Genomic DNA, 22,595 nt, shown 5'->3' with positions numbered 1-22,595 from the left:
CAGCTGGCATCGTTCCGCCCGGGCTAGGCCTGGTTGAGCTTAGATGGCGGCGGGAGCGGAGGGAGTCGGCTCGGTGGGTGGTCAAGCCGTCACTGCGTGTCGTACCCCCTGCTAGCAGGAGCCTCGCCAAGCCGACGGTGTGTGGCCGCTGGCGCGTTTGAAGGCGACGCTGAACGCGAACGGGTCACTGTAACCGACCTGGTGGGCCACGGTGGCCACGGTCTGCTGGGTGTCGCGGAGCAGGTCGGCGGCGATGGTCATGCGCCAGTCGGCGAGGTAGCCCAGCGGCGGCTGCCCGACCAGGGCGGTGAAGCGCTGGGCGAAGGCGGCGCGGGACAGGCCGACCTTGGCGGCCAGAGAGGCGACCGTCCACCGGTGGGCGGGGTTGTCGTGCAGCAGGCGTAGCGCCTCGCCGATCGACGGGTCGGTCAGCGCCTGGTGCCAGGCAGGCGGCGACGCCTCCGGCCCGGTGCACCAGGCCCGCAACGCGATCACGAGGAGCAGGTCCAGGAGCCGGGCGAGAACGGCGTCTTGGCCCGGCTCGTCGTGGGCGGTTTCGGTGGCGAGGAGGTCGAGGGCTGCCTGGGTACGGGGGCCTGAGGGGACGACCGCCAGGGGCGGGATGAGGGCCAGCAGCCTGGAGGCCGAAGAGCCATGCAGGTCGTAGACGCCGCGGAGCATGACGGTGGCGCCAGCATGGTGGAGCTGGCCAAAGACGTGGGTGCCATGTCGGTGCGCGGCGGGTTCATCGTCATCGGCGTTGACGGTCGCGGGGCCCCACGGGAAAGACGACAAGCGCCCACACCGCGGCGTTCGACGAAGTGCGGCTGAAGCAGTCGCTGGTCAAGTGGCTGCCTGACACGCTGCAAATTCGCACCCAGTCCCATCAGATCGACGGCTGTCAGGTGGTCCTGATCGCGGTTGCGCCCAACCCGGCCGGGTGCGCCTTCTTCCGCGCCGATGGCCAGCATGTACACGGCCTCGTCGACGACGGCGCGGGCGCTGCCCACGTCCCAGGCGTTCGGCAGCACCAGCGGAGCGCCCGGGATGTGCAGGGAACGAAGCAGATTGGCCTTGTCGGCTTGATTCGACATAGCGGTCTCAGTCGACAAGTGCGCCGGCGGACAGATTGGCGATTGTTCCGGTCATGGCTCCAGCTCGATCTGAAGCCAGGAACGCGGCCGTCTCTGCGATTTCAGAGAGCGTAGGCAGCCTCTTTAGAAGCGTCCCCTGCGCCATCCCCCCGCCTTCGAGCAATTCCTGGACCGACTGCCCGGCCGCTGCCGCGATTTGCTTGAAGAGGTCCTTGGTGTAGGAACCCGCTGCCGGCGCATCGACGACAGCGTGTGGACGGATGCCGATCACCCGGATGTTGCTGGGTGCAAGCTCCGCAGCCAGAACCCGCGAGAAGGCCTCCTTGCCGGCCGCGCTCACGCTGTGCCCCAAGATGCCGCCTATAGCCAGTTTGGAACCCGGCTCGGACAAAGTCAGGATGACGCCAGGACGCTCGCGACCCATGTGCCGTGCCACAGCCTTGCTTGTGATGAACAGCGTCCGCAGAAAGCCATCGATCGGCCGCATGAACTCCTCCAGCGAGAGGTCCGCCAGCAACGTCCCCTGGTCGTGCATGACACTCACGGCGTTGATGGCGATGTCGATGCTGCCGGCCGTCGCCGCGATGGCATCGGCGTGCTTTTCGACCGCCTGTTGATCGAGAACGTCAACTTGCGCGGTCTCGACTTTTCCGCCCGTGGCGGCGATATCATGCGCCACGTCGTCGAGCTTCGCCTGCGTCCGCCCGGCGATGAAGACCCTCGCGCCTTCCCGGGCGAATACCCGTGCGATTGCGCCGCCGATGGCGCCCCCGCCTCCATAGATCACAGCGTTCTTATCGCCAAGCAGCAATCCACTCATATGTGTCCTCCGAAGGTGATTGATTCTTCCGAATGATTCCGCAGGCTCGATGGTCACACCGTCGCCGCTGCGAGTGCGACGTCGACAGGGCGCCGACATCGGTCGAGGAGGTCGCCAGAGATTTCTTCCGGCGGCCTGTTGGTCAGTCGCGTTTCTGACGCTGGATCTGTTCTGCGATGCGCTTGATGCGGTTCAGTCGCGCATCCCAGGTCTTGCCGACTTCATTCAGTTGCCGGACGGCGCGGGCGAGCTGCGCCTCGTCGACTTCGTAGCGCCGCTCGCGGCCCATCGGTGTCGCGTGCACGAGGCCTGCGCGATCGAGGACGCTCAGGTGCTTGGTGACCGCTTGGCGCGAGATCGGGAGACGATCGCTCAGGCTGGTCGGCGTACCGACTCCTTCCGCGAGCAGCAGATCGAGCAGGCGGCGCCTGATCGGGTCGCCGATCGCCGACCAGAGTTCGTCGTCGACGGCGACGGTCATCGCGCCACCACGGAAGGGGCGTAGCTCTGCAGTCTGGGCAGGAACATGTCCCAGCCGCGCTCGTGGTCGTGGAAGGCCTCCTCGAGCACAGCGGCTTCCCAGCCCTTCTCCCGCCAGCCGCTCTCAGTCAGGCGCAGAATCGTGCCGTCACCGGAGGGCTCGAGCTCGAAGGTGACCAGGAGAGAGTTGTCTGCATCGGGCAGCTGACCATCAGGAGCGATCCAGCGGAACGCGAACTTGCGGGGCGGATCCAGGTCGACCACCGTGATCGGTTCAACCGCAGCGCGGTCGCCCCACACCAGTTCGCCGACCGCGCCTGGCGAGGGCTCAAACGACGCGTCATCGGACCACCACATCTTGATGTGCTCGGGACGACTCACCACGTCGAACACGATCTCCGGTGCCGCGTCGAGGCGGATCTCGCGCACCAACTTTCCGAACTCCACTACGGACCTCCAATAAGCAACCATCGGTTGCGCATGACTCTAGCGGTCGCGCCGGCGATCCGCAACCTCATGTTGCGTAACGACCGTGAGGTCGACGCAAGGGAGCTCTTGACCCGGCGACGGCGACCTTCGATTGACAGAGGCGCCTTGCGATGAGCCGTAGGGATCAGAACACGCCGGGCGCTCTACCACGCCGACCTGGACTGCCCGGCCATCCGAGAGATCGCCGATCCCCTCTCGAGGCGCAGCGGCATGGTGTGGGAACTCGACCGGTCGACCGGTGACGTGTAGGGCTGGACCCACGACCCCGAGGACGGCTGGCGAGAGTGGCGGCGAGCTCATCTACATCTGCCGCGAGCGGATCTGGGTGAAGGAGTGGCGGCCGGACAGGCGGAGTGCCAGGCCGGCTCATCAGGTGGTTGGGCTGGGTCCCGTCACGTCAGTAGGGTGCGCCGGCGGTCGGCCGACTCGATCATGTCCAGGCTGACGCGTTCCAGGAACGCCGCTGTCTTGGCCAGCGGTTGCCCCACGGGGCTGTCGAGCCCGAAGGTCTCGGCCGCCGCCATCGTGGCCCGTCGTTGTTCTTGGACAGCTCGCACGCCGGGGGCGAGCTGGACGACCCCCACGAGCGATTCAGCGCCGAGGCGGACACGTGGCGCCGGGGCCTGCGGACAGCACCTGACGTGCTGCGGGCTCTGTTCCCGGAGACGACGGAGCGGCCGTTATAGGGGGCAGACCAAATACGCCCGAAAGGAGTTGTGGTTGTGTTCAAGGCCGGGTGGCGGTGACCACCCACCAGGCGCCGCGCATGCGGACGGTGTCGGCTTCGTGGTAGGGGCGCAGCGCCGCGGTCAGTCGTTCGCGCGCCTGGTCGATGGTGAACTGGTCGGCGTTGCGGAGGTTGAACTGGACCGGGCCGCTGCCGAGGATGAAGGCGGCGGCGTCGGTGCCGTAGACCATCGTGGTGTCGACGGGCACGGTCTGCACGTTCTGGAATCCGGCGTGGGCCAGCACGTCGTTGATGCGGCCGGGGTCGGCCAGGGAGAACATGCCGGGGGCGTGTGGTGCGGTGGCCGGGGGCGTGGGCCCAGCGATCGTGGTGGTCGGCCCAGTGGATCCCCTCGTAGCCGTTCCACGCCTCGGCCTGCTCGATGTTTATGATCTTCGGCATCACAGAACCTCGTCTGTTGAAGTGATGGTCGGGTGCCGCTCATCCGGCCGCCCGCAGGAGGCTGTCGCCGTGGCCCGGCAACGACCGCGATGCGCGCAGCCGACGCAGTGAGACGATGTGCAGCGCGAGCGCCACAGGGACCGCGCCGGTGGCGACGAGCGTGAGCGGGAGCAGGCTCAGCGCCTCGGTGGTGGGTGTGACGTCCAACGGCCGGAACGGCCCGAGCCCGGCCAGGAATCCGATGGTCACCGCAACCACGAGATCAACGATCCCCAGCACGTTGAACCACAGCGCCTGCCGGCGGCCGGCGCCGTGGTACACCCGCCAGGCGACCAGCGGAGCGGCCAGGCCGACCGCGATGTCGCCCAGTCCGGCCGGCAGGGCGAACACGGGCGGCAGCTTCCCCAACGCCATCACGATCAAAAACAGCACGCCGGCGACGCGCAGGGTGTGCGGCAGGACCAGCCGCGCCAGAGTGCCCGGCTCGGCCAGGACGCGGCTCACCACGGGAATCCGGGTGGCCAGCAGCAGCACGGTCAGGATGCCGGCGAACGCCACGCCGAGCCAGGGTCTGACCTGGCCGGGCTGCTGGCGGTAGAACCCGGCCTCGGCGATCAGGCCGCTGACGACCAGCCATCCCCCGATCACGACGAAAGTGCCACCGGCGATCCCAGCCGCCGCCCGTGTGCCGACACCGGCGGCGACGGCGCCGCGGTAGAGCATCACGCACGTGACGGCAGGTATCCCCACCACGCCCAGCAGCACCAGCGCCCACACAAACCCTGGTAGGTCAGCCACGATCGACTCCTTCCATGACCCGAAACTCGGACATGAGTGTCTGAGTTAGCTGTCACCGTAACTCGTACACTGCTGTCTTGGATAGGGGTGGTGAACGTGGACTCGGCACCAGCGGGCGGACTCGCCGGCACGACGCATGTCCGCGGCGCGCACGGCAGGCGGGCCGACGCCCGGCGCAACATCAGCGTGATCCTGGACGCCGCCCTGACCTGCCTGGCACGCGACCCGGACGCGAGCGTCGGCGAGATCGCCAAGGCGGCTGGTGTCGGCAGAGCCACCCTGTACGGGCACTTTCCCTCCCGAGCCGAACTCGTCGACGCGGTGTTCGCTCAGGCCGTGCAGCGGGCCGAGCGGGCTCTGTCGGCCATCGACACCACCGGCGACCCGCGCCTCGCCCTCACCAGCCTCATCGCCTCCAGTTGGCGCTTGATCAGCGAGTTCCGCGCGCTACTGCTCGCCGCCGAGCGGGAGCTGCCCGCCGAGCGCATCCGCGCCCATCACGACCAGCCACTGCACCGTGTCCAGGAACTCATCACCCGAGGACAGCGCAACGGCGTCTTCCGCCGTGACCTACCGGCATCCTGGCTCGCCACGACCTTCTACAGCATGCTGCATGGTGCTGCCGACGAGGTCACCGCAGGGCGGTTGCCCGACCATGACGCCATTCAGATGATCACAGCAACGCTGCTATCGGCCTATTCCCCGCCTGAGCCCCAGGACTGAAAGGGTCGTGGCGCGATGGGATCGCATGCGGGGGCGACAGGGAGGACAGCGGGGGTGGGGGGGCGTGCCACACGGCCGGATGGCCGGGCTGCGGGGCGGCAAATCCGCGTAGGGGAGTGGATGAATCACGACCTACGGATTATGAGTCGGCTCGATTAGTGCCGCTGGATGCCGTGAAGGGTCACTTTCTGTCACTCTAGCCGCAATTATCGCCGCCGTCGTGTCGACGAGTAACCATGCGTATCCGGCCGTATCGCGTACAGGCGGGCAACTGCCGATCGACCGTGCACCCTTTACCCTTGGTGGTATGTGCTATTTGTTCGCATCCTATTGAGGATGGCGTAGCTGTGGAGAGCCAAGTCTCCTTGCAGGTCGAACATGCACGAGCAGCCATTGAGCAATCATGGGCCATCTATTTCCAGCGTCTCCAGCTGCGCCGGGGTCGAGTCGAAAGCGCGGTGCCAGCGGTTCGCCGACATCCTGCTCGCCTGGAACTCCGCTGCCAGCTGGACGTTCGGTGCTTGAGAGCAGTGACGCAGAGCGAGGGCGCGCGAGACAGGCAACTTGACGAGCTCACCATCTGGTCGGCCACATCCGTGACAGGACGAGTCAGTTGAGGGGCACCAAAGCGGTGATCTCAGCCAGTTCCTCGGCGGTCGGTTCCCAATCGGCGGCGGCCGCATTGGCCCGGATCTGCTCCAGGCTGGTCGCACCGGCGATCACCGAACCGCAGCCGGGTAGCGCGGCCAGGGCGCCGATGGCCACCTCCAAGAGGAACCGGCCGTGCTTTTCAGCCCAGGACGCCAGCGCCTCCACCCGATCCAGCTTCTCCGGCGTGATGAGGTGGGGGAGCTTCGCAAGCCGGGACCCGGCCTGCGGCTCCTGCCCACGTCGCACCTTTCCCGTCAACAGCCCGTGGGCCAGCGGGAAGTAGGGCAGGACACCGACCCCATGGTGCAAGGCCGCCGGCACCACCTCGCGCTCGGCGCTCCGGTCGAGCAACGACCAGTGGGTCTGCACTGACACAAACGATGCGTATCCACCCGCGCGGGCCAGATGCGCGGCCTCCGCAATCTGCCAGCCGGCGACGTTCGAGCTGCCGATGTAGCGCACCTTGCCCTCGCGCACCAGCTCAGTCAGAGCGGACAGGGTCTCCTCGATCGGAGTGACGCCGTCCGGAACGTGGTACTGGAACAGGTCGATGTAGTCGGTGCGCAGGCGGCGCAGCGACCCCTCCACCGCCCGTCGGATGTACGACCGGCCGCCAAGCGCTCCGCGTGCCTCGCCCTGCCCATCGTCGGGACGGTGGTCGGGGCTGCCGAACTTGGTGGCCAGCACCACCTTTTCCCGGCGACCGGCCAGCACCTCGCCGAGCAGTTCCTCAGAGGCGCCGACGGGTTCGCCGTACGACTCACTGGTGTCGAAGAGCGTGACGCCCTCCTCGATCGCCGCGTCCACCATCGCCCTGGTCCGGGTCACGTCGACACCTGCACCGATGCTGTTGCACCCCAACCCGACAACCGACGTCCGGAGGCCTGAGTTACCTAAAGTCCTGTAGCGCATGATCTGGAACCTTTCTCGGCTGGTCTGCCGGAATAACGCCCCCAAGCGACCGGCAGCCGGTCCACTCCGTACACCGCCATGCGGTCGCGGGTCGGCACCTCGGCTGCCGGCACCGCCAGGCGCAGATCGGGGAAGTGCTCGAAGAGCGCGGTCAGCGCCACACGAAGTTCGGCCCGCGCCAGATGCTGCCCGAGACACTGATGGACGCCATGCCCGAACGCCAGGTGCCCGGTCGCGGAGCGTGTCACGTCCAGTGTGTCCGGGTCGGGAAAGCGTTCAGGATCCCGGTTGGCCACCGGCAGCGCCAGCACCACGGTCTCGCCGGCCGCGATGACCTGGCCGTCGATCTCGACATCGACCAGTGCGGTGCGCCGTACGTCGAACTGGAGGATCGACAGGTACCGCAGCAACTCCTCGACCGCCCGCTCCGGATCCGCTGCTAGGCGGGCCCGCTGGGCCGGGTCGGTCAGCAATACGAACGCCCCGAGCGCGAGCATGCTCGACGTGGGAAGGTGGCCCGTGGCCAGAAGCACCATCCCGAGGTTGGTGAGTTCGTCGTCGCTCAGGTCGCCGGTCGCCGCGGCGTGCGCCAGCAGCCCGCCGTCCGATGGGCCTCCGGTGGGTAGGCGCGCGAGGACGCCGCGTACCGTCCCAGTGATCGACATCACGGCGTCGATCACCTGCTCCGCGCGCGAGTCCAGGTCGTTCATCACCGCGGTGGCCGCCTGGATCCGTTGCCGGTCCTCTGCCTGCACGCCCAGCAACTCGCAGATCACGAGCGCCGGAATCGGCATGGCGAACGAGGCAACGAGGTCGATGGGCGCCCCACCGTCTGCCATGCCGTGGAGTGCCTCTGCGGTGTACCGCCGGATCGTGGGCGTCAGCTCGGCGACGCGCCGAGGCCCGAAGTGGTGGCTCAGCAGGCGGCGGTACCGCGTGTGTTGAGGCGGGTCCATATGCGGGAAGATGCCCGGCTCCGCGGGTGTCGGCCGCTCGATCGCACGCTCGCGGCCGACCGGCTGATGCAGCAGCTCGCGCCGGGTGCTGAACCGCGGATCCGCCAGGATGGCTCGGGTGACGGAGTATCCGGTGGCCACCCAGCCGAGGTGCCCGTCGGGGTAGGCCAGCCTGCTGAGCGGGGCTCGGCGCCGCAGTTCGACGGGCGGGTCGAAGGGGGTGGGCCGGTCGGTTTCCAAGGGCTGGGCTATCTGGCCGTCGCTCATGGGGCGACCTCTCACCTGCGCACCGTTGATCACAATCGAAGGGGATTATGCATGACAAATCTGGTAAATGCCACCACTAGCAATTTTTGAACCACCCGATTTAGCATCGGCACTACCTGAACAGACACATCTGCCAACACACGAGAAGCATGACCGCGCCCCGGCCGCTGTTGCCGGGCTGCGGTCGGCAATCCAACGATTCCTCCAGCAGGCTCACGCCCCCAGCAGAGGTATGTATGGCACAGGTCGCGGTAGTTGGTGGTGGACCGGTTGGGCTCATCCTCGCGTGCGAGGTGGCGCTGCACGATGTACCGGTGGTGGTGCTCGAGCGATTGCCCGAAATCGAAACACACCCGAAGGCCGAGGGCATAACCGGGCGGGCCATTGACATCTTGGATCGTCGCGGTCTCATGATCGGGATCGACGGGACCCCCTCGCAGCCGACGGCCGAACAGCGGACACGCATCGCCATGGGCGAACGGCGGCCGGACAGCCTGCAACCCAAGGCCTTTCCCGGCGCACGGCATTTCGCCACCATGTTCGTGCTCCGTCCGGAATCTCCCGACCTGCTGGTACCCCAGCAACTGCTGGAGAAGGACCTGGCTCGACGTGCTGCGGACCTCGGCGTCGAGGTACGGCGCGGCCATACGGTCACCGGGTTCACCCAGAACGGCGATGGGGTGCGTCTCGATGTCGACGGTCCGGACGGGCAGTACCAGATGCAGGCTGACTGGCTCGCCGGATGCGACGGCGGCCGGAGCATGGTCCGGAAGCTGGCCGGCATCGCCTTCCCGGGAACGGACGGCATCACGACCGGATACCGCGCCTTCGCGGAGATCGACGACCCCGACTTCCACCTGCCCGGTTGGTTCCGCAAGGACAACGGGCTCCTGGTGTATGAGGAAGGACCGCCCCGGTTCATCACCCTCGAGTTCATTGGCCCACCGGCGAATCGGGACGCGCCGATAACGCTCGAGGAATTCCAGGAGGCGCTGCGCCGGCTCAGCGGCACCAAGGTGACGGTCACCAAGGTCAACAAGATCAACCGGTTCACCGACAACGAGCGGCAGGCCGAGACATATCGCCAGGGGCGGGTCCTGCTTGTCGGCGACGCGGCCCATGTCCAATCGCAGTGGAGCGGCCCGGGCCTGCGGCTCGGACTGGGCGACGCCGTCAACGTCGGGTGGAAGCTCGCTGCGGTCGCGCGAGGTCAGTGTCACGAGGACCTGCTTGACACCTATACATCGGAACGACATCCGGTCGGCGCGCAGACACTGGAGGTTCAGCGTGCCTCCATCGCGTTGATGCGCCCCGGCCCGCACGTCGACGCATTGCGCCGGCTGCTCACCCACCTGCTGCTCCACGACGACACGAACCGGCAGCTGACCGCCCTGGTCGACGACCTGCACATCAGGTACGACATGGGCGACCCGTCGCTGACCGGTCCGCTGGTCGGGCGCTACTGCCCCGACCTGCGGCTGAAAGGCGCCAACGGCACGGTACGGCTCGCCGAACTGCAACGTACCGGGCGGCCGCTGCTGCTCGACCTCGGTGCCGATCCCGGACTGCGTTCGCTCGCCGAGCCCTGGTCCGACCGGGTCGACGTGGTCACCGCCGAATGCGCCGAGGCTCCGGCGGACGCCCTGCTGATTCGTCCGGACGGCTTCGTCGCCTGGAGCACACCCGCCGACGAGGCGTCGCTGCCCGGTGCTCTCGCGCGGTGGTTCGGTCGCCCCGCGCGAGTCACCTGACCACCGCGTACAGACCACCTCGGACAGACCACACAACAAGACACAGCCCTCCCGGAGGCCGGGATGACCGATTCCAAGCCGACGACGCTGACCATCCTGCCCGCCTCGGCCGCGATCGAAGAAGCGATCGAAGCGGTCGAAGCAGCCGGAGCAGTGATCATCGAGGATTTCATCGACTCCGACACACTCAACGGTCTGTGGGAAGACTTGGGCCCGGCCCTGGAACGCCAGGCGGACGGCGACGGGCGACTGGTCGGTGAGAAGACCCGAATCCTGCCGGGCCTGGTTCGCCGGACCGCGCGGTCGGCCACGATCATGCGAGAGCCGCACTTCCTCGGCAGCGCGCGGCACTTCTTGCAGCGGCCGGTGCGAGCTTGGCTCGGTGAGCAGCGCATCGAGTTCGTTCCGACGATCCAGCTTGGCATTTCGCGGGCGATCCAGATTCAGCCCGGTGTGCCGATCCAGGGCCTGCACCGGGACGACACGGCTCACCTCCGTACCCACCCGGGCCCGGAGAGCCGGGTCCAGGTCATGGTCGCCGCGAGCGAGTTCACCGCACGCAACGGCGCCACCCGGGTGATTCCGGGAAGCCACATGTGGGACGACGAGCGAGGGCCGCGCGACGATGAGGCGGTGCCCGCCGAGATGCGAGCCGGCTCTGCGCTGCTGTGGCTCGGCAGCACGTACCACGGGGCCGGCGCCAACGCTTCTGGTGAGCCCCGCACCGGCCTGTCGTACGCCTACGACCTCGGCAACCTCCGCCAGGAGGAGAACCAGTACCTGTCCATACCCCTGGACGTGGTCCGCAGCTACCCCGAGGACATTCAACGGCTCCTCGGCTACGAGGCCTGCCCACCGATGTGTGGGCTGTACGAGCTGAACGACCCGATGCTGTTGCTCCGCGACGGGCCGGGTGATCCCGTTGCGGCATCGCACACCCAGTGAAGCGCCCGGCACCCCGGCGTGTCCACGCTGAAGGAAGGGCTAGATGCGCACTCCCGGCACGTACTTGCGCAGTATCGGCGTCCATCTGCCACCTGTGGTCACTATCGAGACGGCCGTCGCCGAGGGCCGGTATCCGGCCGATGAGGCGGAGTACTTCCGCCTGGTCGGCGCAGCGGTGGCCGGCGACGTACCGGCCCCGGAGCTGGGCCTCCGCGCCGCCCGGCAGGCGTTCGAGCGCTCCGGCGGACTGTCGCCGCCCGGCCTCGACCTCATGCTGTACTGCGACGTCTGGCACCAAGGCCCGGAGGGCTGGGAGCCGCAGTATTACCTGCAGCAGCATCTGGTCGGCGGGGACGTCCCGGCGATCGAGCTGCGGCAAGGATGCTGCGGCCTGTTCAACGCGCTGCAGCTCACTGCCGGATACCTGCGGCCGGGCGGCACCGCGCTGCTGGTCGGCGCCGACAACCACGGCACCCCGCTGGTCGACCGGTGGCGGATGATCGAGGGCACCGTGATGGGCGACGCCGGGTGCGCGCTGATTGTCACCACGGACACCGGATTCGCCGAGCTACGGTCGGTCAACGTGACCGTGCTGCCGGAGGCCGAGGCCGTCAATGACGGCGGCGTACCGATGTTCCCTCCGGACGCGACCGTGGGCCGGCCGCTGGACTTCGCCGCGCGCAACCGAGAGTTCCGCAAGCGCCTGCTGAACGGTGACGGCGCCCAAGTGATGCTGGCGATCCAGACGACGATGATGGAGCTGGTCGACCGCACGCTCAAAGAGGCGGAGATCACGCTCGACGACGTGGCGCGGGTGGCCTTCCCCCATGTGCGCTGGGACGACGTGGAGCACCGCGGTGTCAACTGGTTCGGGCTGACCCTGGCCGACACCACCTGGGAGTACGGCGCCCGCATCGGACACCTCGGAGTCAGCGACCAGTTCGTCGCTCTTGACCATCTGCTTGCCTCCGGAGCGCTGGCCCCTGGCGACCACATGCTGCTCATCGGGTTCGGCGCCGGCACCACCCTGGCCTGCGCCGTACTGCGGATCCTGGACATCCCGCCGGAGTACGCCTCCGGAGGGCCGGACTGACCTGTTCGAGCGAGCCAGGAGGCGACATGGAGACGGCGGACATGTACATCAGCGGCGTCGGTTCGTACCTGCCCGACACAGTGGACGTGGACCATGCGGTGGCGGCGGGCTGGTACCCGGCCGAGGAGGTCGAGTTGCACGGGCTCGCCTCGGTCGCGGTGGCCGGTGACATCCCGGCACCGGAGATGGCGTTGCGGGCGGCACGCACCGCGGTGGCCCGCAGCGGCCGCTCTCCTGCCGATCTGGACCTCCTCCTGTACACCTCCACCTGGCATCAGGGTCCGGAGGGATGGCCACCGCAGGCCTACGTGCAGCGCCACCTGGTCGGCGACGGCGTCCTGTCGACCCAGCTCAAGCAGGGCTGCAACGGCATGTTCGCAGCCCTGGAACTGGCCGCGAGCTACCTGCGGGCCGAACCCGGGCGCCAGGCGGCTCTGCTGGTCGCCGCCGACAACTATGGCACTCCTCTGGCCAACCGCTGGCGGATGCTGCCTGGGGCCGTCGCCGGCGACGCGGCCAGCGCCGTTGTGCTCGACACCGAGCCGGGATTCGCCCGGCTGGCCTCGGTGAGCTCGGTGTCGGTGTCGCAAGCCGAGGAGATGCACCGGTGTGCCGAGCCGCTGTTCCCGCCTGGCGTCACCGAGGGCCGCGCGGTGGACTTCGCCGCGCACAACGACACGTTCCGGCGCCGTGCGGTCGCCGGAGGCGAAGGGACCATGGTGCTGGTGACGCTGGACGAACGGATGGTCGAGGTGATCGACCGCGCCCTGTCAGAGGCCGGCATAAAGGCGGCGGACGTGACCCGGATGACGTGCATGAACACCTCTCAAGAGATCGCCGATCAAATCTGTGAGCACCGGCTGGGCATCCCGGCGTCCCGCTCGGCTTGGGAGTTCGGCCGGACCATCGGCCACTGCGGAGCCAGTGACCAAGTTCTCGCCCTGGAGCACTTGGTCCGCGGTGGTGGCCTGGGGCCCGGCGACCATCTCCTGATGTTCGCCTACGGCCCCGGCGTGACCATCTCGGCCGCCGTCGTGGAAATTCTCGAGTCGCCCGCGTGGTCGCGGAGGCGGGGAGGGGATGCGTGATGGATCGACCGTCTGAAGCGATCGCGGTGATCGGGATCGGCTGCCGGCTGCCCGGCGGCGCCGACTCGGCGGACGAGTACTGGAACCTGCTGTGCCAAGGACGAGACACGAGCGGACCGGCACCTGCCGGGCGCTGGCAGGCCTATGCCGACCGTGGCCCGTCCTACACGGCGGCAATCCGCCGCACGGTGTCGCACGGCCACTTTCTGAGCGAGGTGGCGGACTTCGATGCGGAGTTCTTCGGGCTCTCGCCGCGCGAGGCGGAGCTGATGGATCCGCAGCAGCGCCTGGTCATGGAGACCGCGTGGGAGGCCCTGGAGCACGCCGGGATATCAGCCGGCGCACTGGCCGGTACGGACACGGGCGTGTACGTGGGCGTTTGCACAGGTGACTACGGGCACCGGCTGCTTGAGGATCTGCCCGACATAGAAGCCTGGACCGGGATCGGCGCCGCCACTTGCGCGGTGGCCAACCGAGTGTCGCACGCGCTGGACCTGCGTGGCCCTAGCTTGGCGGTGGACACGGCATGCTCAGCGTCTTTGGTCGCCGTCCACCTGGCCGTGCAGGCCCTGCGGGCAGGGGAGACCGACGTGGCGCTGGCAGGCGGGGTCAACCTCATCCTGTCCCCCGGCGAGACGCTGACCTTGGACGCCGCGGGCACCCTCGCGCCGGACGGGCGGAGCAAGTCGTTCGACGCCGCCGCCGACGGGTACGGGCGAGGCGAGGGCGCGGCAGTCGTGGTGCTCAAGCGGCTCCGCGACGCCGTACGGGACGGGGACCTGGTGCTCGCGACCATCCGCGGCAGCGCCGTCAATCAGGACGGCCACACCGTCGGCATCATGGCGCCGAGCGGCCAGGCGCAGGAGCATGTCATGCGCCGCGCGCTGCGGCAGGCCGGCGTCGATCCTTGTACGGTCGGCTATGTCGAGGCGCATGGCACTGGTACCGCGGTCGGCGACCCTCTCGAGGCCGCCGCGCTGGGTGCCGTGTACGGGGCCGGCAGGCCGGCGGAGCGGCCGTGTCTGATCGGCTCGGCCAAGTCCAACATCGGACATCTTGAGGGTGCCGCCGGCATCGCCGGCCTGGTCAAGGCCGTCCTGGCGTTGGGTCGCAGTGAGCTCCCGCCGAGCCGGCTCGACACCCCCACATCGGCCGTCGACTGGATCGGCGCCGGGCTGCGCGTGGTCGACGAGCCGACACCTTGGCCCGACTCCGCGTACCCGCGCCGTGCCGCGGTCTCCGCCTTCGGCTACGGCGGGACCATCGCCCACATGATCCTCGAACAGGGGCCTGCGGTACCGGCGCCCACGGAGGAACCCGCTGGGCGCTTGTATCCGGTGTCCGCCGCGTCGCGGTCGGCATTGCGGCAGGCCGCGGGCAACCTTGCCGACGTCGTCGGCCGGGTGCCGCTGGCGAGCCTCGGGCACACACTCTCACTGCGCCGGACTCACCTGTCGCACAGGGCGGTAGTGGCCGCGGAGGACGAGGCCGCATTGACCGCCGGACTGCGTAACCTGGCGGCCGGTACCCCGAACGACGCGGTGACCATGGGGCGAGTACTCAGTGATCCCGGTCCCGGGCCGGTGTTCGTGTTCTCTGGACACGGCTCGCAGTGGGCGGGCATGGGCCGGGAACTGTTGACCGCCGAGCCGGCATTCGCCGGCGTCATCGACGAGCTGGAGCCGGTATTCGCCGACGAGATCGGGTTCTCACCGCGGAAGACGCTCAGCGTGGGAGAGCTCACCGAGGTTGACCACATCCAAACCATGATCTTCGCGATGCAGCTCGGCCTGGTCGAGCTGTGGCGTGAGTACGGGCTGCGCCCGCACGCCGTGATCGGCCATTCGGTCGGCGAGATCGCCGCCGCGGTGACGGCCGGAGCACTGAGCCGCCTGGACGGCGCCCGGCTGATCTGCCGGCGATCCCGCCTGCTACGCCGGGTCGCGGGCCGGGGCGCGATGGCTATGGTGCGGCTTCCGTTCGCCGAGGCAGAGCGGCGATTGGCGGATCATCCCGGTGTGGTCGCCGCGATCGCATCATCACCTGGCTCCACGGTCGTCTCAGGCGACCCGGACGCCGTGGCCGAGGTACTGACGGGTTGGCTCGAGGAGGGGATTCCGACCCGCCGGGTCACCTCGGACGTGGCGTTCCACGGACCGCAGATGGATCCGCTTACGACGGACCTGACCGCGGCCGCGGCCGACCTGACGCCCGGCGTCCCCGGCATCGCCGTCTACTCGACGACGCTGGATGATCCACGGATGATGGCTCAGCTTACCGGCACGTACTGGGCGGCCAACCTGCGCCGGCCGGTGCGCCTGACCGACGCGGTCACTGCGGCCGCAGCCGACGGATACCGCGCATTCATCGAGATCTCCGCACACCCGGTCGTCACGCACTCGGTGCTGGAGACGCTGAACGAAAGCGGGCACGAGGACGTCTTCGTGGGCGCGTCGCTGCGCCGAAACCGGCCCGCCCAGGCAGCCATGCTCACCGCCGTGGCCGCGGCGCATTGCGCCGGTCTCGACGTGGACTGGCACCGGCTACAACCCGCTGGTGGGCCGGTCGTGCTCCCGGCGTATCCCTGGCAGCGTCGCAGGCATTGGCGCACACCATCGCCCCCCGACACCGGCGGCCGAGGCCACGATCCGGACACGCACACGCTGCTCGGCGACCGTGTCGATCTTGTCGGGACGGACGTCCGGTTGTGGCGGACCGTTCTGGATGACCAGACGCGGCCCTATCCCGGCAGCCATGCGATCGAGGGCGTGGAGATCGTACCGGCCGCGGTTCTCGCAGCGACGTTCCTCGCCGCCGCCGGCGGTCAAGCGCTCGGCGAAGTGACGATGTCGGCTCCGCTGCTGACCGCCGACCGCCGCGAGGTCCAGATCGTACGGCAGGGCACCGAGCTGCGACTGGCCGCCCGTATCGCCGGCGAACCTGACGGCACCTGGCAGATGATCGCCACGGCCAGGATCGCCGCCGGGCCGGGACAGCCGCCGGCACCGCGGTCGCAGCCGCTCACATCAACGGAACCCGGCTTGGTCACCCGCCGGTTGGCTGCTGTCGGCGTACCGGACACCGGGTTCGACTGGAGCGTTGAGGAACTGCGGCGCGGGTACGGCGCGCTGCGCGCCCGCGTGCGGTGCGGCCCAGCACCGTCCAGCGCCTCACCCTGGGCGCCCATCCTGGACGCGGCCATGTCGGTGGCACCGAGCGTGTTCCCCGGGGACCCGTTGCTGCGCATGGTGACGCATATCGATCGGCTGGTCACGTTGGGAAAGCCGACAGGCACGGTGAACATCGAAGTGTTGCTCGACCACGAGCACACGGACACGGTGCAGGTACGGATCATCGACGACACCGGCGCTGTCGTCGGCTGGCTGTCGGGGCTGCGGTATCCGGTGATCGACACGCCGACCCCTGGAGAGAACGGCGCCAAAAGCGAGCGGCTCGCTGAATCGTTCGCCGATCTGGAGCCAGAGAAACTGCGCACATTCCTGATCGAGGAGGTCGGCGCGCAGATCGCCAAGGAGATGCGGCTCGCCCCCGCCGACCTGTCACCACACCGACCGCTGATCGAGCAGGGACTGGACTCGGTGATGACCGTGGTCGTCCGGCGGCGGCTGGAGCAACGATTTCGGTGCTCGCTACCGGCGACGCTGCTATGGGCGCAGCCGACCATCGCCGCCATTTCCGATTACATCGCCGGGGTGGTGTCCGGCTCGAACGGGGAAGCGCAATGAGTACATCCGAGCATGACATAACCGCGATGCCGACCTTCCCGATGGAGCGGACCTGCCCGTTCGCACCGCCGGACGAGTATCAGCGGATGCGTGCCACCGCGCCGGTCGTCCGAGCCGCCCTGCCCAACGGCGCACCGGTCTGGGCGGTCACCCGCTACGCCGAGGCGCGGCAGATCCTCAGTGACCCGAGGATCAGCTCGAACACTGGACGCCCTGAACGGCCTCGCGGACCCGACGACGATCGCCCTGACGACGGCTTCTTCGTCGATATGGATCCACCGGAACATAGCCGGTTCCGGCGGTTGCTGATCTCAGAGCTCGGCGCCCGTCCGATGGACGCCATGCGGCCGGCCCTCCAGCGAATAGCCGATACAGCGATCGACGAGTTGCTGGAGGCCGGGGCGCCCGCCGACCTCGTCGGTTTGTACGCGCGCCGGGTTCCGTCGCGAGTCCTCTGCGAGTTGTTCGGTATCCCGGCCGGCGACCACGAGTTCTTCGAGTCACGGCTGCGGATGCTGTCAGTAACGAGTATGGACCCGAGTGTGGCAGCCCAGGCGTCCAGAGACCTTCGCGGCTATTTGCGCGAACTTATCCGCAGCGCAGAGCGTGAACCGCACGAGGGAATGATCCGACGGCTGGCCGCTCGGCACCTGCCCACCGGCGAGCTGACCACGGACGAGCTGATCAACATCGGTTTCCTCCTGCTGCTCGCGGGTTACGACTCGCCGGCGAATACGATCTCCCTAGGCGTACTCACGCTGCTGCGGCACCCAGCGCAGCTTGCCGCGTTGCGCGCCGACTCGAGCCTGCTGCCGGGTGCGATCGAGGAGTTGCTGCGCTTCCACTCGGTGCAGGACTGGGTCAGCTTCGACCGGATTGCGACCGACGACATGGATATCGGCTCTGCGCGGATCCGCGCAGGTGATCGCCTGACGGTGCTGGCCGCATCCGCCAACCGTGATGTGCGGGCGTTCGAGAACCCCGACGAGTTCGACATCCACCGGTCCGCCCACCACCACGTTGCCTTCGGCTATGGGGTACACCAGTGCATCGGCCGCAACCTCGCCCGCGCCGAGCTGCAGATCGCCTACGGCACGCTGCTGACCCGGATACCGACGCTGCACCTGGCGATCGGGTTGGAGGAGTTGTCCTTCGCTGACGATGCCCCGTTCTTCGGGCTACACGCGATGCCTGTTGCCTGGTAGGGCCGCCTACGCGCCGGCGACATAGGCGTCCTCGGCCGCATAAGGGAACCAGACGTCGGGGCCGTGGCGAACGATCAGATCAGGGAAGACATCCTGCCAGCCTCCGCCGCCCGCCTCGGCCTCGGTTACGGCGGGGACGGCCCATCCGATGTCCTGGCGCAGCGCGTCGTCGTAGGAGACGGCAGGGCGGTACCCGAGCTCGGTACGGGCCCTGTCCAGACTGAACACGATCGGCTCAGGCACATTCCACGGATTGAAACCCAGGCCGTCCGGACGCGACGGGCCCGCGAAGGTGACGATCTCTGCCTCGTGGCCCATGACAGCGAAGATCCTGGCTCCGATCTCGGCGACGGTCAGCGGGTCATCGGCGATGTTGAGGACCCGGGCCGCCGGGTGCTGCGCGCACAGATATATCAGCTCGGCGACGTTCGCGACCGCCGAGGTGGGGAACCGGCTCCGCCCGTCCTGGGCGAGCACGACGTGCGGCCGCTTGTCCAGCGCCCGCTTGATGAACGACCAGTGATCCAGCGATTTGCCATACGGGCCGTGCAGCACGCCTGTCCGCAGAATGCTGACCGGCAGGCCGGGCGTCGCCAGCAGGAGACGCTCCAGCGCCGCTTTCCCCGCCGGATAGTCGTGGGTGTCGCGCTCGACCGTCGGCCACGTCTCCGGGATCGGCACCGGCAGGCCGGGAGCCTTGTAGACCGCTCCCGTCGAGATGACCACCAGCGAGCCGACGCGGCCGGCCAACTGGGCGAGCTGCGCACCGTGGTGTGGGGTGAATGCGACCGTGTCCACGACCAGATCGTGGCCGTCGAGGGCATTGAGCAGCGCCTGGGTGTCGGCCCGGTCGACCTGGACCGACGCCACCCCGTCCGGCTCCGCGGCGTCCGGACGGAGCCGGCGGTGCCCAAGGGTCACCGCGTACCCGGCCACAGTGAGTCGGGCGGCTGTGGCCCGGCCGATCTGCCCCGTGCCTCCGATGATGAAGGCGCGTCGGTCGTGAACCGTCACCAGGCGATATTAACCCGCCACAGTCGAGGCCCCAGGTTCGTCACGACAAGCGCACCAACGTGGCCGACAATCAGGGCCTGGTCGTGCTCGGGCGTTATCTTGGGGTGCCAAAACCTGCATGTAGAGCCTGAGCAGCGGCTTCGTGAAGGGATCAGGCGACTCTACCGCCACCGCTCGACCAGGCGTCCAGTCCAGCGGGACTGCCGGCGTTGTGCGTCGGGAAGGCGCCGATCACACCGCACGTCCTGCCAGTTGCAGAGCGGCATGCGACTGCGTCTGGATCGGACAGGTGAGACGAGATTTGGTGGCCCACGGGATCCCGCCGTGCTCGGTCCCACGCCAGATGCGGGGGACCGGGGCGAATCGCTCGTTTCAGGCTGTCGAGCCCAAGCGGAACGCGGCGAGCCGGATGTCGCCGTGCAGGTTCACCTGCAGGTCATGGACGCCTTCCGGCGAGGTCTTCAGGTCTTCGGCGACGGTCGTCCACGCGTAGCGGCACCCGGTGACCGGCACCGGGATTTCGACGAGCAGCCGGTCGCCCGCCAGGAACTCCAGCTTCCCCGCGCTCATACCGGCGACCTCGGCCTCGATGCGGATGGCCCCGGACAGGTCGGTGGAACGGAACAGCAGCGTCGCGGGCCGGGCCCGGCTGGCGGGAGCGACCGCGTCGCCCGCGGTGCGGGTGGCGTCGACCAGGGTTATGCCCGTGTGGTCGTCGAAGTCGACGGCCGAGGTGCTCCTGTCGACGAGGACACGCGGTCCGGGGGCGGGACCGCTCACCGTGATCGGCGCCGTCCGGGTGATGTCACCGGCGGAGCGGCCCATCAGCACCTCGTAGCCGCCGGGATCGACGGCGAATTCCCCGCCGGCCACGTCCCAGTGGGCGAGGTGCTCGGCTGACAGCCGGAAGGTGAGTTCCCGGCTCTCGCCCGGTGACAGCACGACCTTGCGGAAGTCGGCGAGGCGCAGCCGGGGGGCCTCGTAGCGAGCGTTCAACCCTCGGACGTAGAGCTGCACCACCTCGGATCCCGGCCGGGTTCCGGTGTTGGTCAGCGTCATCGAGACGTCGACCGCACCGTCCGTGGCCAGGGTCCCCGAGGAGAGCCGCAGGTCGCCGTAGGTGAACTCCGTGTAGGAGAGTCCGTGGCCGAAGGGGTACAGCGGGGCGGCCTGGTGGTACTGGTAGGTCCAGCCCGCCTTGATGATGTCGTAGTCCAGCGGGTGCGGGAGCTCGTCGTCGCCGCGGTACCACGTCTGCGGCAACCGCCCCCCGGGGTCGGCCTCGCCAAGCAGGACGGCAGCCAGGGCTCGGCCGGTTTCCTGCCCGCCGTGGGACGTCCACACCATGGCGGGCAGGTGCTTGTCGGCCCAGTCCAGGGCGTAGGGGTAGCTGCTCATGGTCACGAGCACGGTTTCGGGGCGGACCTCGGCGACCGCGCGCAGCAGCGCCTCCTGTCCCGGGGGCAGCGCGAGATCCCGGCGGTCTTCCGTCTCACGGCCATTGATCAGCGGGTGGTTGCCGAGCACCACGATGGCGACGTCGGCGTCCTCGGCGGCGGCCCTGGCCTCCGCCGTACCGTTATGCAGGAGTTCGCGCTCCCAGCATTCGGCGGCGGCGGGGGTTTCGGCGGTGACGCTGAGCCGCCCGTCGACGGGGTCGATCGCGGCGTACCGGCCGGTGCGAACGTTGCGCAGCACCACGCCACCGGGGACCGGTTCGAGGCGGAAGGTCTCGTTGATGAACCAGGTCTTGAGCACCTCCCGGTCTGCGGCCAGTGAACCGTCGTCCTGGACGCTGAGGTAGCGGCCAGTGGCGGCGTCACGCAGGGTGCACGCCCCGCCGCCCCAGTCGACGACCTCGAAGGAGGACCCGCCCAGCAGCTCACCGGTGGAGCGGGCGCGCAGCGCGATCCGGTCGGCCCCTTCCACACGGACGACCTCGCCGAGTGTCTCGTCCAGCCCCGCCGCGACGCCGATCTGGTAGGGCAGGGTGCCGCTGTACCAGTCCTCGAACAGCCTGTTCGTGAGGGGGCCAATGACCGCCACACGAGGGGTGCCCGTCAGGGGCAGCAGGCCGTCGTTCTTGAGCAGCACCGCCGATTCGGTCGCGGCGCGCAGGGCGACAGCCCGGTGTTCGGCGCAGTCGATCACTTCGGGACCGATGGCGGCGTACGGGTCGAGGTCCGGGTCGAACTCCCCGAGCCGGAAGCGCAGCGAAAGTTGCCGTCGCACCGCGCGGTTGATGTCGTCCTCATCGATCAGTCCCCGGCCCAGCGCCTCCCGCAGCCTGCCGACCGGAGTCTCGCTGTCCTCGCCATGGTCGGTGAAGCTGTCGATGCCGGCCTTGAGCGCGGCGGCATGGGATTCGGCGTGGTCGTCGAAGTAGTGCTCCAGATCGACCAGGTTGGACGGCGCCTCCGCGTCGCTGACCACGAACAGCTCGTGTCCGGTGGGCTCGGCCCACCGCCGCAGCTCCGTCTCGATGAGCGGGCTGACGTGGCAGGGGCGGCCGTTGACCAAGTTGTACGCAGCCATGACGCCGGTGGCCAGGCCCGAGGCGACCACGGGCCGGAACGCTGCCAGGTCGTATTCCTGCAGCACACGGGGACGTACGCCGGAGGAGGTGACGCATCGGTCGTCCTCGTTGTTGTACGCGAGGAAGTGCTTGAGCACCGGGGCCGCACGAAGGAAGGTCGGATGGTCGCCGGCCAGACCCTTGCAATAGGCCACGCCGAGCCGCGCGATGTGCACCGGGTCCTCGGAGTAGCCCTCCTCGTTGCGCCCCCAGCGCGGGTCGCGCAACAGGTTCACCACGGGAGCCCACGCCTGCAAGCTGTTGGCGCCGGAGCCGATCACGGGCGGGCGGTGGCGGTGGAAGGCGCGCAGCTCGACCGAGATGGCCTCGGCGACCAGCCGTACCAACTCCTCATCCCACGTCGCCCCCAGGCCCACTGCCTGCGGAAACACCGTCGCAACTCCCAGCCACGCCACGCCGTGCAGGGCTTCGGACCCGGTGCGGAACGAGGCGATGCCCAGACGCGGCACAGCAGGCGCGTACTGGTGCAGCATCGCGATTCTTTCGTTGAAGGTTAACCGTCCGAGTAGATCGTCGACGCGCTTGTGTATCGGCAATGCGGGGTCCCTGAAGGGAACCGCGTCGGCCGCGGACAGAGAGGGGGAGCTCACGTGTCAGACCTCTAAGCAGGCTCGATGGGAGAGTGGTCAGCGAAGCGCATCGAAGCTGTCACGAGCCTGACGAACTGTCAATGCCTCATCAGAGAGAAACTTTCGTTTAATAACTTCCCTTGTGCTGTCGAAAAACATGTCATTAGTCTCGCGGCAACACGGAAGCGCTTCGACGACAGGGCCACCCGGCGAGTGGAGGGCCTGGGAGCGCCCGAGCCGTCGCAGCCGGCGCACGCGGGGTGGCCATG

General features: G+C 68.6%; 18 protein-coding genes. 7 read left to right on the top strand and 11 right to left on the bottom strand.

Annotated elements, in window-relative coordinates; genetic code table 11:
• Positions 1–111: 111 nt before the first annotated feature.
• The 7 genes from ACTWPT_RS44450 to ACTWPT_RS44420 all read right to left on the bottom strand — a co-directional run bounded on the left by ACTWPT_RS44450 (position 112) and on the right by ACTWPT_RS44420 (position 4,810).
• Positions 112–795, bottom strand: coding sequence for an AraC family transcriptional regulator (locus ACTWPT_RS44450; RefSeq protein WP_443183577.1), 684 nt, complete (start codon positions 793–795; stop codon positions 112–114).
• Positions 796–1,101: 306 nt separating this feature from the next.
• A complete protein-coding gene (locus ACTWPT_RS44445) occupies positions 1,102–1,914 on the bottom strand; it encodes an SDR family NAD(P)-dependent oxidoreductase (protein WP_443183576.1) in 813 nt (270 codons plus the stop codon).
• A 142-nt stretch (positions 1,915–2,056) separates the two neighbouring features.
• Positions 2,057–2,395, bottom strand: a complete 339-nt coding sequence (locus tag ACTWPT_RS44440) for an ArsR/SmtB family transcription factor (protein ID WP_443183575.1) — start codon at positions 2,393–2,395, stop codon at positions 2,057–2,059.
• Positions 2,392–2,841, bottom strand: coding sequence for an SRPBCC domain-containing protein (locus ACTWPT_RS44435; protein WP_443183574.1), 450 nt, complete (start codon positions 2,839–2,841; stop codon positions 2,392–2,394). Before ACTWPT_RS44435 ends, ACTWPT_RS44440 begins: the two co-directional genes overlap by 4 nt.
• A 434-nt stretch (positions 2,842–3,275) precedes the next feature.
• On the bottom strand, positions 3,276–3,467 hold the full coding sequence (locus ACTWPT_RS44430; protein ID WP_443183573.1) for a hypothetical protein: 192 nt from the start codon (positions 3,465–3,467) through the stop codon (positions 3,276–3,278).
• A gap of 142 nt (positions 3,468–3,609) precedes the next feature.
• Positions 3,610–3,891, bottom strand: a complete 282-nt coding sequence (locus ACTWPT_RS44425; protein ID WP_443183572.1) for a hypothetical protein — start codon at positions 3,889–3,891, stop codon at positions 3,610–3,612.
• A 160-nt stretch (positions 3,892–4,051) separates the two neighbouring features.
• Complete coding sequence (locus tag ACTWPT_RS44420; protein ID WP_443183571.1) at positions 4,052–4,810, bottom strand: hypothetical protein; 759 nt, start codon at positions 4,808–4,810, stop codon at positions 4,052–4,054.
• A gap of 96 nt (positions 4,811–4,906) precedes the next feature.
• Here ACTWPT_RS44420 and ACTWPT_RS44415 point away from each other — a divergent pair, with 96 nt between their 5' ends.
• Complete coding sequence (locus ACTWPT_RS44415; RefSeq protein ID WP_443183570.1) at positions 4,907–5,533, top strand: TetR/AcrR family transcriptional regulator; 627 nt, start codon at positions 4,907–4,909, stop codon at positions 5,531–5,533.
• Between the two features lie 609 nt (positions 5,534–6,142).
• Here ACTWPT_RS44415 and ACTWPT_RS44410 read toward each other — a convergent pair.
• A complete protein-coding gene (locus ACTWPT_RS44410; RefSeq protein WP_443183569.1) occupies positions 6,143–7,096 on the bottom strand; it encodes an aldo/keto reductase in 954 nt (317 codons plus the stop codon).
• The gene (locus tag ACTWPT_RS44405; protein WP_443183568.1) at positions 7,078–8,319 is read right to left on the bottom strand and encodes a cytochrome P450; all 1,242 of its coding nucleotides are present in this window, start codon (positions 8,317–8,319) and stop codon (positions 7,078–7,080) included. Before ACTWPT_RS44405 ends, ACTWPT_RS44410 begins: the two co-directional genes overlap by 19 nt.
• Positions 8,320–8,468: 149 nt before the next feature.
• Between ACTWPT_RS44405 and ACTWPT_RS44400 the strand changes: the two genes are divergently transcribed.
• The 6 genes from ACTWPT_RS44400 (at position 8,469) to ACTWPT_RS44375 (ending at position 18,147) form a co-directional block, all read left to right on the top strand.
• Positions 8,469–10,070, top strand: a complete 1,602-nt coding sequence (locus ACTWPT_RS44400) for an FAD-dependent monooxygenase (RefSeq protein WP_443183567.1) — start codon at positions 8,469–8,471, stop codon at positions 10,068–10,070.
• Positions 10,071–10,133: 63 nt separating this feature from the next.
• Positions 10,134–11,015: a phytanoyl-CoA dioxygenase family protein gene (locus tag ACTWPT_RS44395; RefSeq protein WP_443183566.1), complete on the top strand. Its 882-nt coding sequence runs from the start codon at positions 10,134–10,136 to the stop codon at positions 11,013–11,015.
• A 43-nt stretch (positions 11,016–11,058) separates the two neighbouring features.
• On the top strand, positions 11,059–12,108 hold the full coding sequence (locus ACTWPT_RS44390; RefSeq protein WP_443183565.1) for a ketoacyl-ACP synthase III family protein: 1,050 nt from the start codon (positions 11,059–11,061) through the stop codon (positions 12,106–12,108).
• 26 nt (positions 12,109–12,134) lie between these two features.
• A complete protein-coding gene (locus ACTWPT_RS44385; RefSeq protein WP_443183564.1) occupies positions 12,135–13,196 on the top strand; it encodes a ketoacyl-ACP synthase III family protein in 1,062 nt (353 codons plus the stop codon).
• Positions 13,196–16,942: a type I polyketide synthase gene (locus ACTWPT_RS44380; protein WP_443183563.1), complete on the top strand. Its 3,747-nt coding sequence runs from the start codon at positions 13,196–13,198 to the stop codon at positions 16,940–16,942. Before ACTWPT_RS44385 ends, ACTWPT_RS44380 begins: the two co-directional genes overlap by 1 nt.
• 26 nt (positions 16,943–16,968) lie before the next feature.
• On the top strand, positions 16,969–18,147 hold the full coding sequence (locus ACTWPT_RS44375; RefSeq protein ID WP_443183562.1) for a cytochrome P450: 1,179 nt from the start codon (positions 16,969–16,971) through the stop codon (positions 18,145–18,147).
• A 6-nt stretch (positions 18,148–18,153) separates the two neighbouring features.
• On the opposite strand, the gene ACTWPT_RS44370 is transcribed toward ACTWPT_RS44375, so the two are convergent.
• Positions 18,154–19,161, bottom strand: coding sequence for an NAD-dependent epimerase/dehydratase family protein (locus tag ACTWPT_RS44370; protein ID WP_443183561.1), 1,008 nt, complete (start codon positions 19,159–19,161; stop codon positions 18,154–18,156).
• Between the two features lie 372 nt (positions 19,162–19,533).
• Entirely contained in the window at positions 19,534–22,230 is a 2,697-nt protein-coding gene (locus tag ACTWPT_RS44365) for a glycoside hydrolase family 3 C-terminal domain-containing protein (RefSeq protein ID WP_443183560.1), read from the bottom strand.
• Positions 22,231–22,595: the final 365 nt, after the last annotated feature.

This window comes from Nonomuraea sp. 3N208 (assembly GCF_052245935.1).
In the GTDB taxonomy this organism is placed as follows: domain Bacteria; phylum Actinomycetota; class Actinomycetes; order Streptosporangiales; family Streptosporangiaceae; genus Nonomuraea.
Note: the sequence above shows the minus strand (reverse complement) of the source record. Positions and strands in the feature narration are given on the sequence as shown.

Bases quoted from the DNA above. Each gene is read 5' to 3' on its own strand.
- ACTWPT_RS44445 (WP_443183576.1), bottom strand. From the start codon at position 1,914: ATGAGTGGATTGCTGCTTGGCGATAAGAACGCTGTGATCTATGGAGGC.
- ACTWPT_RS44440 (WP_443183575.1), bottom strand. From the start codon at position 2,395: ATGACCGTCGCCGTCGACGACGAACTCTGGTCGGCGATCGGCGACCCG.
- ACTWPT_RS44425 (WP_443183572.1), bottom strand. From the start codon at position 3,891: ATGTTCTCCCTGGCCGACCCCGGCCGCATCAACGACGTGCTGGCCCAC.
- ACTWPT_RS44410 (WP_443183569.1), bottom strand. From the start codon at position 7,096: ATGCGCTACAGGACTTTAGGTAACTCAGGCCTCCGGACGTCGGTTGTC.
- ACTWPT_RS44405 (WP_443183568.1), bottom strand. From the start codon at position 8,319: ATGAGCGACGGCCAGATAGCCCAGCCCTTGGAAACCGACCGGCCCACC.
- ACTWPT_RS44400 (WP_443183567.1), top strand. From the start codon at position 8,469: ATGACCGCGCCCCGGCCGCTGTTGCCGGGCTGCGGTCGGCAATCCAAC.
- ACTWPT_RS44395 (WP_443183566.1), top strand. From the start codon at position 10,134: ATGACCGATTCCAAGCCGACGACGCTGACCATCCTGCCCGCCTCGGCC.
- ACTWPT_RS44390 (WP_443183565.1), top strand. From the start codon at position 11,059: ATGCGCACTCCCGGCACGTACTTGCGCAGTATCGGCGTCCATCTGCCA.
- ACTWPT_RS44385 (WP_443183564.1), top strand. From the start codon at position 12,135: ATGGAGACGGCGGACATGTACATCAGCGGCGTCGGTTCGTACCTGCCC.
- ACTWPT_RS44380 (WP_443183563.1), top strand. From the start codon at position 13,196: ATGGATCGACCGTCTGAAGCGATCGCGGTGATCGGGATCGGCTGCCGG.
- ACTWPT_RS44375 (WP_443183562.1), top strand. From the start codon at position 16,969: ATGCCGACCTTCCCGATGGAGCGGACCTGCCCGTTCGCACCGCCGGAC.
- ACTWPT_RS44365 (WP_443183560.1), bottom strand. From the start codon at position 22,230: ATGCTGCACCAGTACGCGCCTGCTGTGCCGCGTCTGGGCATCGCCTCG.